Here is a 14,228-nt window from a genome sequence, read left to right as displayed (position 1 = left end):
ATTATCCCTGTACAGATTGGGAAGACTTAAGTATTGCCGATCCCGATGTAACGGTCACCAGCAGGTTACGGTTTAAAAGGTTTACGCGTATAATAATATTATCCCGGCCGTGATATTGTACAATTTCCCCGGAGATACCGGCCAGCGGGCCCTCACAAACACAAATGGTTTCACCGCGTTTAAAATGGCCGCTCAGCACTTCAAGCTCATTCCCGCTTTCCACGCTTAAACGGATGTTGCGTACAATCTCTTCACTCACCTGTGTCACCTCTTTACCGGATCTTAAATAATAAAGCGCGCTGTCCAGCTCAAGACCGGAATAATAAGAACGGATGTCCTGCAGATAAACAAAAATATAGGACGGAAAAAGGGGTTTCTCCATTAGTTTTTTCCGGTCTCTCCATTGGCTAAGCACTTTGATGGTAGGCAGGTAACAATCAATATTACGCTCATTCAGCTGAGCTGCCAGCTTCTTCTCCTGGTTGACTCGTGTATAGATTATATACCAGCCTTTTGGGAACTTGCTCATAGTTTTAGGTTTCAAATAATGAATAAAGATGTGTATACAAACCAGATCAATGGATCCTGCTAATTAAAAAGCTGCCGCTACAATCTGTCACAAAATGATGATTGCATATAATTTCCATCAAGGGCTATTGGAGTATACCGGGCAGATCATAAGCAGTCGTTACTTCGCCCGGTAATCAAAACAGGCATTCCGGTGCCCTAATTAAATAGCTATCGCTACAATTAGCCACCGCTGACTATTTGCATTTGCTTGTCAATGCAGGACCTTATGGTTAAATGATCATGCCGGACAAAAGTTTAACAAAAAGATCAAAAAAGCTACCGCTACAGTCATGCACAAGGCGTGACTGCAAAAGCCTGTTGATAATTGATTGGACTGATACCCCGATAGTAGTAAAAGCGATAAAACCCGTAGTCTTCTTTTGTGTCTGTAAGGGGCAATCCTAAACGGTGACTCTCTTTAATAGCAGTAATCAGTCATGGTGCGCTGGTGTAATGGTTAATAGTTAAAATGAGGGCCGGCATAGCCATTTATACGCGATACATGCGCATAATAGTTACTCTCTGATAAAGTATTGTTGGCCAGTTCATTCAAAAAAATATGTTTAAACATCAATTCCGGCAGAGCAACAGTTTGGGACAAAGCTGCCGCTACAATCGGTCACATTGTGTTCGATGCAAATAGGCGATCATGGCTGTAAGGATAAGGGACTTTAGTGCAATTCAGCGTTAACAACCGTTAACAATAAAAAATCTGCCACTTCAAATAATAGACGGATAGAATTAAAAACATTGTGTTTTCTCAAATTCCCGTTAAAAAATTGATGTGATTGCTAATTGAATCACCTGGAAGGCAAATCAGCGCAATCGTCTACAATTAAAATCAGAGGAATTGTTAGTCACATATGTTTCCCTATCGTATAGCTTCCTTAAAATTTATAATAGTAACAAATCGGGTTTATAGATTACTCAATAGGTTTATTTGAAAATAAATATAATCATGGAATATACAAACAATAATAGTATTTTTTTTCTGAAAAAGAACAAATAAAAAATTGAGTTTTCTATGAGCGGATCCTATGCCAACTTTCCAGCCAGATACTGTGCGGTAGCCAATTCTGAATTTTTTCTGAAGAGATAAATTCAGAACACCGGCATCAAAAAATAAAAGACATAAAATTAAAGACCCGCATAATGTAAATACGTATTTTCGCTTAACTTTCCCAAACACTACTATGTCAACCACCGTCACAAACTGAGCATAAAATACTTACAGTTCCATCTTATAAACCTCTGTATGAAAATACTAATCATTGAAGACGAAATTCAATTAGTACAAAGTATATCTGAATATCTTCAGACAGAAAATTATACCTGTGAATATGCCCTCACCTATCGCCAGGCCGTGCACAAAGTACTTAAGCATAACTATGATTGTATACTCCTGGACCTGATGCTGCCCGGTGGTGATGGCATGCAGATCCTGGAGGAAATGAAAAGACTAAAAAAAATGGATGGCGTCATTATTATCTCTGCCCGCGGCGCATTTGAGGATAAGATCAGTGGCCTGCAAATAGGGGCAGACGACTATTTATCCAAGCCCTTTCATTTGCCTGAGCTTGCAGCAAGAATATATTCCGTTGTCCGCAGGCGGAATTTTGGCAATAGTAACATCATTGACGAAAATGAGCTGCAAATCAATCTGCTGGCCAAAACAGCCACCATCAACAATGTAGAGCTCAGCCTTACTAAAAAAGAGTTCGACCTTCTCCTCTACTTTATCAGTAACCGCAACTGCGTAATTTCCAAAAATGCGCTTGCAGAACATCTGTCAGGGGACATTGCTGGCATGCTCGACAATTACGATTATATATATGCGCACATTAAAAACCTTAAAAAGAAACTCAATGACGCCGGTTGCCGCAATTATCTCAAAACTATTTACGGATCAGGGTATAAATGGGAAATATGAACAAGCTGCTTGACCTTACTCTGAGAAAATTTATCCGTTACGCCGCGCTGGTATTGCTATGCAGTATCCCTGCCTACTATCTGCTTGTAGATCTCATCTGGCAGCACGAGCTCAAAGAACATAACCGTATTGTGGGAGAAACGGTTAAGCAAAACCTTCAAAAGCTTACGCTCTCCGACCAGGACCTTCACGAAAAAATATCGTTGTGGAACCAACTGCGGCCTGAAACGAAAATTACACCGGCAGATCAATACCGTCCGGACTCAACATATACTATTTACCGCCGGAACAAGTATATTCCAGCTAAAGGGCTGGACCGTTTCCAGGTATTAGTCACCTACTTCCCGGTAAACCGCAAATATTACAGTATAACGGTAGAAAACAATATCGAAGAAAGTTATGAAACGGTGCTGGGAATAGCGGTGGTTACCTTTTTATTTTTCTTCATTATGCTGGGCGGCTTTATTCTAATTAACCGCAGGATCTCCCGCCGCCTCTGGCAGCCATTTTACAACAGCCTGGAGAAGATCCGGAAGTTCGATCTGCATCAGCAACAGCCAGTCTTTTTTGAAGCCACCAATATTGCTGAATTTTACACCCTGAATGTTAACCTGGAAAAGCTGATAGCAGCTAATATAGACACTTACCAGCAGCAAAAGGAATTTACTGAAAATGCTTCCCATGAGCTGCAAACACCACTGGCCATCGTAAAATCGAGGTTAGATATGCTGCTGCAAAGCCATCCGCTAACGCCCGAACAGTCAAAGATCATTGACGACACGCACCGCGCACTCAGCAAGGTAGCGCTCATTAATAAGAATTTACTGCTGCTGGCCAAAATAGATAACCGGCAGTTCAGCGGCAATGAAACCGTTAACCTCTCATCCTTGCTGCAGGATCAAATACTGCTTTTCCGGGACCTTGCCACTGATAAGCACTTCCGCATTAAACAGAAAATTGCCCCGGAGGTGCTGATCGCAGGTAACATTACCCTGGTGGAGATAATGACAACCAATTTATTGATGAATGTAATAAAGCATAGTAAAAATGGCGCCACTGTTTATATTGAGCTTTCTCCTCATCAGCTGCAGATCACTAATTCAGGAACAGTCCGCCTCCGGGAAACCAGGCTATTTAAACGGTTTAGCAGCACCTCGCCCAACGTGCCCGGCACCGGTCTGGGACTAGCCATTATTCAAAAGATCAGCGATCAATATGGATGGATTGTAACGTACAAATTTGAGAACAACAGTCACAGTTTCTGCATCGACTTTAACCCACCCGCGCTTAAACATACTTAAGTGTAGTGAAGGAGCCCACCCGCCATCATTAACAGTGAAAAAAAATTATTAACCTAATAGCAATTTCATTATTTAAGTGAAATGTATATATTTACAATCACACAGCAGCTTAACCAACTGTTTCAATATTATAATCTGCCACGCCCTTCTTAGTATTACGTTATTGTTTGACCTGAATTACCACATCAACCATGCTTGATCATATTGCTATTCCTCAAACCCAGGTAACCAAAAGCAAAAGAGAAATGCTGCTATCCCAGAAAGCCGTGCTCATTTGGAGGGTCGCTAGTTCGAATCCAGTCATCCCGACTTTTACAGTTTTAAAAATGAAACCCGCGCTGAGCGCGGGTTTTTAGTTCGAATCCGGTTATGTTAATTTTGACTGCAAATGCTGTAATTCGCTACAGTAAAGGGTTTGACAGGGTTCGAATCCGGTAGCCAAAATAATGCCGAGTATATACGGCTGGTATTCTATCAATAAAAAAGCTCTGCGCATGCGCAGAGCTGAAAAATAAATTATAATGGTTTTAAAGAACGCGAACGTTCACCGCATTTAATCCTTTTTGGCCGTTTTGTACTTCATAAGATACCCTGTCGTTCTCTCCGACCTCATCACTCAGGCCCGTTATATGAACAAAGATGTCTTTGCTTCCATCAGCAGGCGTAATAAAGCCAAAACCTTTAGTAGCGTTGAAGAATTTTACTGTGCCTTCTTGCATTGTTGTTGATTTATTGATAAAAAAATGTTTTTCCTGTAGTCTTTTCGTTACATAGTGCCTCGCTTACCGACAGATACTGCTGCATAAATTGTTTTTTATTTAGTGTAGCAATGGCATTGTCTCCTGCTGTGGCTGTATGCATATATACATATCCAAAGCCACGCGGATTATTATTTCTGTCTTTGGCAACATCTGCCCACATTACTTTACCAAACTTTGAAAACAGTTGGAAAAGATCCGGCGACGCAATTTCGTTTCCCAAATTGCCTATAAATATCTTCATGATCACTTTAAACTTTTGTATACCTGGCTTTACATGGCTTCACTTACTTCCAGGTACTGATTCATATATTTTAGTCGGTTAAGCGCATGTATCGCTTTTATGCCCGCATCCTGCGAATCCATCTGCACAAATCCAAAACCTCTTGACTGGCCGTTTTGTTTATCCATTATTATATCTGCTGAGCGAACATTGCCAAATGTTTCAAAAAGCCTGGTCAGTTTTGTTTCTGATGCCTTCAGGTGCAGATTACCGATATAGATTTTCATGATAAATGTTTTTATAGCAATCTTGAAGAAAACCGTCTATGTTTATCTACTTTCTGAGTACTTGTACATTTACTGCATTAAAGCCTTTAGGACCTTTTTGCAGTTCGTAACTGACCTTGTTCCCTTTTTTTAATAACTGTGAAGTATTGTTGCTATGTACAAAAATGCTCTCTTTACTCTGGCTGTCGCTGATAAAACCATATCCTTTGGCTTCATCAAATGACAGTACGAAACCGGTGCGTTGTATGTCATGTTCCCTGCCTTGCGGTGCGGCCCCGAGTATAATATTTGCAGGGTCTATTTCTATACGGTTACGCATATCCGGCGGCCTGGAAGTCAGGTTCCCGTTTTCATCCAGGTACACCATCATTTCATCCAGGCTTTTGCCTTTATTGTTGTTGAGCTTGCGCTGCTGCATCTTCTCGACTTTCTCCTTCCGTTCTTTTGCTTTTTTCTTTTCCAGTTCCTTTTTTAAAAATGTTTCGGCCATGTATTGTGATATTCTTTAGAAATGAGTAAACTTTATTATTGCAGGTGAGCAGGTACTTTCAATACAGGTACGAGAAACCCTATCAGCTTCTGAATGCTTTTCAGGTAACCTGCCTCTTCATGATCGCAAAATGATATTGCTTTACCGGTAGCTTCTGCTCCTCTCCCGGTACGGCCAATGCGGTGTACGTATGTTTCTGCAGCTTCCGGCAGATCGTAATTTACTACCCGTGGCAAATGATCTATATCAATGCCTCTTGCCGCTATATCTGTTGCTATAAGTACTTTAACGCGCTCCTGGCGGAAATCATTCAATGCTTTCTGCCTCGCATTTTGCGATTTGTTACCATGAATTGCGGCAGCGTGTACACCGGTTCCCGCCAGTTGCTTTACCAGTTTGTCCGCACCATGTTTAGTACGTGTAAAGATGAGCGACCTTTCTGTTCCTGCACCTTTCAGCAAATGCAACAGCAGGTTGACTTTGCTGTTTTTATTAACATGGTAAACTGATTGGGACACCCGCTCCGCCGTTGAAGATACCGGCGCTGTTTGGATCGTAACGGGTCGTTTTAAAATAGTTTTTGCCAGCGCTGCAATGTTAGCCGGCATCGTAGCTGAGAAAAATAAAGTTTGCCGCTGAACAGGCAATACGGAAACAATTTTTTTTACTTCTTGCACAAAGCCCATATCCAGCATCCTGTCTGCTTCATCCAACACAAATATTTCAATTCTGGACAGGTCAATATAACCCTGTTGCATCAGGTCTGCCAGGCGACCTGGAGTGGCAATCAGTATATCTACCCCTGCTTTTAATGCAGCGACCTGGCGGGCTTGCGGTACTCCTCCAAAAACAGTCGTATGCCTTAATCTCAGTTTTTCACCATAAGACTTGAAATTTTCTGCGATTTGCACTGCTAACTCCCTCGTTGGGGTAAGGATCAGTGATCTTATTTTGTTATCTACTTTTTGACTACCGCCAAGCAGTTGCAGGATAGGCACAGCGAAGGCTGCAGTTTTGCCTGTTCCTGTCTGGGCGATACCCAATACATCCTTACGTAAAAGTATTTCAGGAATTGCCTGTTGTTGTATTGCTGTAGGGGTTTTATATCCCTTGCCATTAAGAGCTTGCAGGATAGGTACTATAATATCTAAATCGTTAAATGTCATTATTACTTATTGATCCGCATTTACATTTTTAGCAGCGGTGTGATTGAATATGTACTAAAAGCACACGGTATTAGTAGGCAACTATATAGTAGATGCTTGTTTGGTATATGATTATGATGAGCAAATATGATTACGGCACCATAACTGCGCATTATGCTCGTTTGTGTCCGGGAAACTTAAAGAATTAAAGAATGGCAGCGCTCATTTCCTATTAAGGAAGCAATCGGCACAACCTTATTGAAAGAAAACTTTCAAAAGATTATCCGTAATTATTCGTCGGAACAAATGGCAACCGGAAAAGCGAAGACTGAGAAGAAAAGATGAACAATGCAAATCAGAGGCAAGGCTTATGCCATAAGCGGCAAAGGTAACAAAATTTTAGGCGAAAAAAAAAATAAAACATGTTAGACGACATAGTTTGAAACCCTTTTTTATTTGCACAAGATTGTTCGAACCAAATGAACGCAGGGTATAAGCAATAAAAAAGCAATAGGCGAATAGGAAAAATATGCGCTAAAAAAAATTGATTTTTCTTGTCTTGTTTCACATTTTTGCAGTATCGAGTATATTTCTAATTGAAAATTCTGCCATATTTAATTAATATAAGTAACAATTTAAAGTAAACTAAAATACTATAAATTCGTGATTTAGGATTAAAGCAATGCTAAGTTGAATTTATTGTCGAGAAATTGACGCCTTTAAACAGCATATAATGCAATAATTTAAAAAAGAGTGGCAATGCCACCCTTTTTTAAATTATTGTGCTGATTATTAAATCTACTCTAAACGTCAATATTTGTATAAAAGCTGTAAATTTTAGCCAAATCTTCTACCAAAAAGTTCGATAAGTGTCCAGTCACCCCGACAGAATGTACAAAAGAGAGTAAAACTGATCAAATCCCGTCATTTACTCTATTTCCGGGAAGCCTGCATTTTTCCAAAAGGTTTGATAAGTGTCCAGTCATTCCTGATTAAGAAAAATGAAACCTTTCAAATTTTTGATTTTGAATGGCTTCTAGTTGAATAATTTTTTATCCATATGCGCTTAAGGTCACGTTGTAATCAATGTGAATGAGTTAGAGGAGTTCGAATCCATTTTGGGAAAAGAACTTCAAACCCTCAATTCTTTCATCCTTACTAATAAATCCGGCCTTATCATTTCATCACGAGCCGTATTCCACGTCTTTTTGTGTTAGACTTCCCTCCTTTTGGGTTATAACCCGGGCATTATGCCAGGCTACCTTTGTCTTGTCAAAATGCAATTAAACATTCAAACAACAAAATCATGGAACTAAAAGGAAAAACAATATTGATAACAGGCGGTACAGCAGGTATCGGCCTGGAAGCAGCAAAGCAATTTTTAAGCAATGGTGCAAAAGTGATCATCACCGGCAGAAACCAGCAGAAACTGGACGAAGCCAGAAAATTATATCCTGCATTAACTGCTATAAAAAGTGATGTAGCCAATGCAGATGATGCCCAGTTACTTTTTAGTAAGATTAAGGATCTTGGAGGAATTGATATCCTTTACAATAATGCTGGCGTTATGAGCGGCCCGCAGAACCTGGGAATAGCCAATGATAAACATTTTGAATTGGCTAAGTATGAAATGGACATCAACTATCTGGGTGTAATCCGCCTGAACAACCTGTTCATCGAGATGCTGAAATCAAGGAAAGAAGGCGCCATTATCAATACCTCCTCCCTCTTAAGTTATGTACCATTAAATCTTGGTCCAACCTATTCTGCCAGCAAAGCGGCCATGCGCTTTTATACAGTGTCACTGAGAGATCATTTAAAAATACTTGGCAGCAAGGTCAAAGTGTTTGAGCTGGTACCACCCGTGGTGGCAACAAGTATGACAGAACATGTTGAGACAAAAGGAATCTCTCCGGAAAAATTAGTAAACGCATTGATTGCCGGCATCAAAAACAACCGGTTTACTATACGTGTCGGCATCACCAAATTGGTTTACCTGGCCAATCGCCTGTTCCCTAAAATAGCATACAGATTAGTGAATCCGGCGGAAAATGCCAGCCAGCTTCAATCATAAACACATTTTCTTTTCACATTATAATATTGAAAGATTATGACAACAAATATTTTAGCACCAGCATCGGACGAGCTCCATACTATTCTCACCAATCAGCGAAATGCCTTTTTGCAGGACGGCCCGCCCACACTTGAACAAAGACGAGCCGATTTGAAAAAATTCAAATCAGCAATGATTGCCAGGAGAAAAGAAATTGAAGAAGCAATAAATAGTGATTTTGGTCATCGCTCCCGGCACGAAACTGCAATCGTAGAAATTATAGGCGTTATAGAAGGCATCAAATACCTGAGCAGTAATCTTAAGAAATTCATGGCTCCGAGTAAGCGAAAAGTTGCATTGCACATGCGTTTTGGAACTGCAAGAGTCGAATACCAACCGCTTGGTGTAGTTGGCATCATAGACCCTGGAATTACCCAATCAATTTATCATTAATGCCCGTTGTTACTGCCATTGCTGCCGGCAACCGGGTAATGCTTAAACCGTCAAAGTTTACACCTGCCACTAATGCGGTAATTGCTGCGATGTTCAGTGACCTTTTTCCAAAAGAGCAGGTAACCCTTGTAAACGGTGATGGGGCGGCATTCAGCAAATTACCTTTTGATCACCTTATTTTTACCGGCAGTACATCCGTAGGACGATCTGTAATGAAAGCGGCAAGCGAAAACCTCGTGCCCGTTACCCTGGAACTGGGAGGTAAATCGCCTGTCATTATTTCCAGAAATTATTCATTCGATAAAGCAGCATCCCGTATTGTATATGGAAAACTGCTAAGTGCCGGGCAAACATGTATTGCACCTGATTATGCATTGGTCCATGAAAGTGAAGTAGATGCTTTTATCCAGGCTTATGATCACCATGTAAAATTGGCTTATCCTGAGGGACCAACCGGAGACGACTATACTTCAATTGTGAACGACCAGCAATTTGCAATCTTAGAGGAACTGCTTAAGGATGCTCAAAGTAAAGGAGCAAAGATAATAGAAGCCGGAGTTCGCCCTGATGATGCATCAAAACGTCCTCATACAATGGCTCCGACTATCGTGTTGGGTGTAACAGACGAAATGCGTATTGCAAAAGAAGAAATTTTCGGACCCATATTACCAATATTGTCTTATCAATCCATTGACGATGCAATTAATTATGTGAATGCCAAGCCAAGACCATTAGCACTTTATTTTTTCACGCATGATGATGAAGATAAAAGAAAAGTTTTGAGCCGAACTACCTCTGGCAATGTAACGATTAATGGAACATTTGCTCACATCGCACAAGATGATCTTTCTTTTGGTGGTGTAGGCGAAAGTGGAATGGGTGCATATCATGGCATAGAAGGTTTCCGGACACTCAGTCATGCCAAAGGAATATACGAACAGGGGAACTGGAATGGAATGGATCTTCTGCATGCTCCCTTCACTAAAAATACGGATAGACTTATTAACGTTTTTCTTCGTTAACTTTAAGGGTAGTAAAATGAAACATTTTAAATCAATCAGTGAAATGGCGATTGCCAACAATCTTCCATTGCCGGAACATCCCATGTTGGGTCTGTTGCGCATCAATCGGCAGATTAAAATAAATAATGAAGCATATACCAGTGACTTTTACATGATTGGATTAAAAAAAGTAAAAGCCGGTTACGTATTATATGGCAGAACCAAATTTGATCATGAAACCGGCTCTATGATATTTATAAAGCCCCGCCAGGTGATGGAAATGCGGAACCTGGAATTTGAAGAGGATGGGTACATTTTACTTATTCATGAAGATTTCCTGACTGGACATTCATTGCATGAAGACATTCAACGGTATTCTTTTTTTGATTATGAAACAAATGAAGCCCTTCACCTGGCGCCAAAAGAAGAAAAAATAATCTGGAATATTTTCCATACGATAGAACAGGAATATAATAATACTGAAGATGAATTCAGCAAAGAGATTATCCTTGCAGGCATCCATTCCATACTCAAATATGCGGAACGGTTTTATAAAAGACAATTCATCAACCGAAAACAATTGTCCGGGAAAACCGTAACAGCGTTCAACAAAATCTTACAGCAGTATATTAAAGATGGTTCACTTAATGAAAATGGTTTGCCCTCAGTTGGGAGTTTGGCAAAGATCTTAAATATTTCTGCCCGGTATCTCACTGATTTACTGAAACAAGAAACGGGCAAAACTGCTATAGAACTTATTCACATCGCTCTTATCAATGAAGCTAAAAACAGGCTGAGAAAAAAAGATAAAACTGTTTCCGAAATAGCGTTCGATTTGGGATTTGAAAATATGTCTTACTTCTCCCGGCTCTTTAAAAAAGAAACAGGAATGCTACCAACATCTTATATGAAGAAGTTGTGATTTAATCTGACGGTTGGGTTAATTTTAAGTAACCCCTAATTAGGGATTGCGAAATTTATGATTGGCTGTATTGTTTCGGTTTTATTCCGTGATACTTTGCAAAAACCCTTGAAAAATGGCTCAGGTTCGTAAAGCCTAACTGGTAACCTACTTCCGATACGGTAAGTTTTTTGTCCTTCAATAGCCTGGCGGCCATTTCCATCCGTAAAAACTGATAGAATTCAAAAACTCCTCTCCCAAAAATTCGCTTAAATAACTTGCGCAATTTCGGTTCACTCATTTTTGCTTGTTTTGCCAAGCCGGCAATATGGGGTGGTTCATTAAGGTGCGCTTGCAAATGTGCTTTGATGGCATAGATTGCTTTAATGTCATCGATGTGGACGCCAATGGCTGGCATTTCTTCCCGTTTTAAAAGCAGGGCGAAGGTGTAGCAAAGCAGTTCCTCGCACTTCAGTTTGTAATAATAACTTTCTAAACTTTCAGGCACGGGTTGCTTCAGCATTTGGTTGGCTGTTACAATAATATCGGACGATACCTCCATTTCAACAACAAAATTTTCCTTCGCTTCTAAAACATTTGCCACGACCGGATGATTTATATGCCCAAACAACTGAAGAAGATACTTGCGTGAAATAGCAATTGTAACGCTTCCAAAACTGGTATTCGATGGCATTTCCATAATGCTAGACACCAAATGCCTGCAAATCATGATTCTGGCTCTTTCAGGTAACAGCTGCTCCTGGCCATTTACCAACGGTGGAAATATCCCGCTCAATAACACCACAACGTCTTCCTGCCCCTCAGCCAATTCGTTCGTCCGCTCTACAAAAACAGCCTCATGCAGATAGTAATTCCGGATCATCATCCGCAGATCACTTCCCCACGAAAAGCCCGTGATATAACCGCTGCCTTTACTTTTGGGAATGTTTATAAATCGCCCGCTCGTCTGTGCACCAATTGCCTGAGCAAATTGCGCTGCTATACCCGATCCTTTGTCAATAACCGAGATTTTCATTTCAGACTATTTTAATACCAAATGTGACTATTTTATCCATAAATGTAACATTAGTTTTGTACTGGAAAACGAATAACATGATCGACCCAAAAAAAATCGCCATTATTGGAGGTGGCCCTGGCGGGCTGACATTAGCACGATTACTTCTACAAAAAGGAATTGACGTAAAGGTCTATGAAAGAGATTTGAACAGAGATGTGCGGAGTCAAGGCGCAACACTCGACCTGCATGAAAATTCGGGCTTAAAAGCCATTAAAGCTGCAGATTTACTCAATGAATTTAAAAGGGCATACCGGCCAGGTGCAGAAAAAGGCCGTGTGGTGGATAAGATGGGCAACATCCTTTTTGATGAACACGAAAAAGGAACGACTGAAATTGATTTTGACAGCCCTAATGCCAGACCAGAAATCGACAGAAGCGATTTGCGTAGCCTTTTATTGAATTCCCTTTTGCCGGATACAGTGGTGTGGAACAGTCAATTCGTGCGTATGACACCAGCCGGTGCCCAATGGGCAATTGAGTTCAGGAACGGCGCAACAGTTTTGGCAGACGTCGTTATTGGGGCCGATGGAGGCAACTCTAAAGTTCGTCCGTTTGTCACGCCAATCCAGCCGTTCTATACAGGCATTACCATTCTGCAAGGAAATGTTGAGAACGCAAAAATGAAGGCGCCCCGTGTACATGAATTGTTGCAAGGCGGTAAAATATATGTACATAACGCAGGAAAATATCTACACATTTCGGCGAAAGGAGATGGAAGCATAGACTTCTACATCAGCATTAAAATTGATGAAGCCTGGGCAAACGACAGCAGAATCAATTTTTCAGACAGCACACAAGTGAGGCAATGGTTCAAAACAGCGTTTGCGGAATGGGGCGGCGTATGGTTTGAGCTTTTCGATAATGCTGATCTGCCGATATTGATACGACCTCAATATTCCATTCCTTTAGACCAAACCTGGGAGGCGAAATCCAACCTAACTTTACTTGGAGATGCGGCTCACATCATGGCGCCTTCCGGTGAAGGGGTAAATTTGGCTATGCTTGATGCGCTTGAATTAAGTGAATGTCTCACTAATGAGCATTTTAAAGACACACAAACTGCCATTGCAGCTTATGAAACAATCATGCGTGAACGTGCCGCACAAGAGGCAGCGACATCATTTGAGATGATAGAATGGATGCACGCCGAAGATGCGCAGGACAGGATAGTTGAGTTTTTCAAAGGGATAACAGCGTAAAAATGAGTCGTTGGGAGCAAACGAACTAAAAAGAAACGGCCACTAACTGAGATAAACCGATTCAACAGGAAAAAATAGTATGTCAGACAAAGCAGCTGAACCCACGAATCTGCATCCGGATATCATTAAATTTCAAAATGATATTTTAGCCAGATATGCTGTGGAAAACCAAATAGCCCAAAAAGGTCAGATCCTTTTTGTTGGTTCGTCATCGATGGAAATCTTCCCAATTGATCAGCGGCAACAAGATCTTAACCTGGATAAAGTAATTTATAACCGGGGAGTGCGGGCGACGACAACTGCAGACCTGCTTAATCATATAGACACGCTGATCTTTGACCTGGCACCAGGCAAAATTTTCATCAATATCGGTTCAAACGATATCGGGTTTAATGTCCCGGAAGATATTTTCCTTGCAAACTATGATAAGATCTTAAATCAGGTCAAAGCGAGACTACCAGACGCCGCTGTCTATGTGATGAAGTATTTTCCGATTAATACGGTGGACAGTTTCGGCGGTGAAGGGAAGCAAGAACATGACCAGTTTTATGCGCACCGCTCGAATGAGCTACTGGAAGCAGCAAATACCAAAGTTGAACAAGTGGCAGAACGGAACGGTTACAAATTCATTGACGTTAATACCGGCCTGGCCGGTGCTGACGGGAATCTGAGAAAAGAGCTCACATTTGATGGGGCCCATTTGCTTCCCGCCGGATATGAAATTGTGCTTGGGAATATGAAAAAATATTTGATATAAAATCAAAGTATAGCTCAGGCACAATGATACTTTACGTGAGTGTTTATTATCTATGAAAAGTTACAGGCCCTCCGCTGGCACG

Annotated in this window: 13 protein-coding genes and 1 pseudogene; 7 read left to right on the top strand and 7 right to left on the bottom strand. The window is 40.9% G+C overall.

The genetic code is table 11. The features are described from left to right. Position 1: 1 nt before the first annotated feature. On the bottom strand, positions 2 to 529 hold the full coding sequence (nusG, locus tag BMZ54_RS25960) for a transcription termination/antitermination protein NusG (protein WP_089918983.1): 528 nt from the start codon (positions 527 to 529) through the stop codon (positions 2 to 4). 1,296 nt (positions 530 to 1,825) lie between these two features. On the opposite strand from nusG, the gene BMZ54_RS25955 reads away from it, so the two are divergent. Continuing rightward, the gene (locus BMZ54_RS25955; protein WP_089918982.1) at positions 1,826 to 2,500 is read left to right on the top strand and encodes a response regulator transcription factor; all 675 of its coding nucleotides are present in this window, start codon (positions 1,826 to 1,828) and stop codon (positions 2,498 to 2,500) included. After that, entirely contained in the window at positions 2,497 to 3,801 is a 1,305-nt protein-coding gene (locus tag BMZ54_RS25950) for a sensor histidine kinase (RefSeq protein ID WP_162277672.1), read from the top strand. Before BMZ54_RS25955 ends, BMZ54_RS25950 begins: the two co-directional genes overlap by 4 nt. A 527-nt stretch (positions 3,802 to 4,328) precedes the next feature. On the opposite strand, the gene BMZ54_RS25945 is transcribed toward BMZ54_RS25950, so the two are convergent. Genes BMZ54_RS25945 through BMZ54_RS25925 form a run of 5 tightly spaced genes read right to left on the bottom strand, consistent with a single transcriptional unit; the run spans position 4,329 to position 6,725 of the window. Further along, positions 4,329 to 4,520, bottom strand: coding sequence for a cold-shock protein (locus BMZ54_RS25945; protein ID WP_089918978.1), 192 nt, complete (start codon positions 4,518 to 4,520; stop codon positions 4,329 to 4,331). Between the two features lie 10 nt (positions 4,521 to 4,530). Continuing rightward, on the bottom strand, positions 4,531 to 4,803 hold the full coding sequence (locus BMZ54_RS25940) for an RNA recognition motif domain-containing protein (RefSeq protein WP_089918976.1): 273 nt from the start codon (positions 4,801 to 4,803) through the stop codon (positions 4,531 to 4,533). Positions 4,804 to 4,832: 29 nt separating this feature from the next. Beyond that, positions 4,833 to 5,069, bottom strand: coding sequence for an RNA recognition motif domain-containing protein (locus BMZ54_RS25935; protein WP_089918974.1), 237 nt, complete (start codon positions 5,067 to 5,069; stop codon positions 4,833 to 4,835). 46 nt (positions 5,070 to 5,115) lie between these two features. Further along, positions 5,116 to 5,559, bottom strand: a complete 444-nt coding sequence (locus tag BMZ54_RS25930) for a cold shock domain-containing protein (RefSeq protein WP_089918972.1) — start codon at positions 5,557 to 5,559, stop codon at positions 5,116 to 5,118. Positions 5,560 to 5,594: 35 nt separating this feature from the next. Next, a complete protein-coding gene (locus BMZ54_RS25925; RefSeq protein ID WP_089918970.1) occupies positions 5,595 to 6,725 on the bottom strand; it encodes a DEAD/DEAH box helicase in 1,131 nt (376 codons plus the stop codon). 1,285 nt (positions 6,726 to 8,010) lie between these two features. On the opposite strand from BMZ54_RS25925, the gene BMZ54_RS25920 reads away from it, so the two are divergent. From BMZ54_RS25920 to BMZ54_RS25910, 3 genes and pseudogenes are all read left to right on the top strand, one after another. Then, a complete protein-coding gene (locus BMZ54_RS25920; protein ID WP_089918969.1) occupies positions 8,011 to 8,778 on the top strand; it encodes an SDR family oxidoreductase in 768 nt (255 codons plus the stop codon). Between the two features lie 36 nt (positions 8,779 to 8,814). Continuing rightward, positions 8,815 to 10,232, top strand: a pseudogene (locus tag BMZ54_RS25915) (coniferyl aldehyde dehydrogenase). A 16-nt stretch (positions 10,233 to 10,248) separates the two neighbouring features. Further along, positions 10,249 to 11,133, top strand: coding sequence for a helix-turn-helix domain-containing protein (locus tag BMZ54_RS25910; RefSeq protein ID WP_089918967.1), 885 nt, complete (start codon positions 10,249 to 10,251; stop codon positions 11,131 to 11,133). Positions 11,134 to 11,188: 55 nt separating this feature from the next. On the opposite strand, the gene BMZ54_RS25905 is transcribed toward BMZ54_RS25910, so the two are convergent. Beyond that, a complete protein-coding gene (locus tag BMZ54_RS25905; RefSeq protein WP_089918965.1) occupies positions 11,189 to 12,148 on the bottom strand; it encodes a helix-turn-helix transcriptional regulator in 960 nt (319 codons plus the stop codon). A 77-nt stretch (positions 12,149 to 12,225) separates the two neighbouring features. On the opposite strand from BMZ54_RS25905, the gene BMZ54_RS25900 reads away from it, so the two are divergent. Together BMZ54_RS25900 and BMZ54_RS25895 are read left to right on the top strand one after the other, a co-directional pair. Next, on the top strand, positions 12,226 to 13,389 hold the full coding sequence (locus BMZ54_RS25900) for an FAD-dependent oxidoreductase (RefSeq protein ID WP_089918963.1): 1,164 nt from the start codon (positions 12,226 to 12,228) through the stop codon (positions 13,387 to 13,389). A 79-nt stretch (positions 13,390 to 13,468) separates the two neighbouring features. Next, positions 13,469 to 14,146 (top strand): GDSL-type esterase/lipase family protein, encoded by a 678-nt coding sequence (locus tag BMZ54_RS25895; RefSeq protein WP_089918961.1) that lies wholly within the window; start codon positions 13,469 to 13,471, stop codon positions 14,144 to 14,146. Positions 14,147 to 14,228 lie beyond the last annotated feature (82 nt).

Origin of the sequence: Chitinophaga rupis, from assembly GCF_900109685.1 — a bacterium.
GTDB classification, from domain to species: Bacteria; Bacteroidota; Bacteroidia; order Chitinophagales; family Chitinophagaceae; genus Chitinophaga; species Chitinophaga rupis.
The sequence above is the reverse complement of the archived record's forward strand: the minus strand, read 5'-3'. Positions and strand labels throughout refer to the sequence as shown.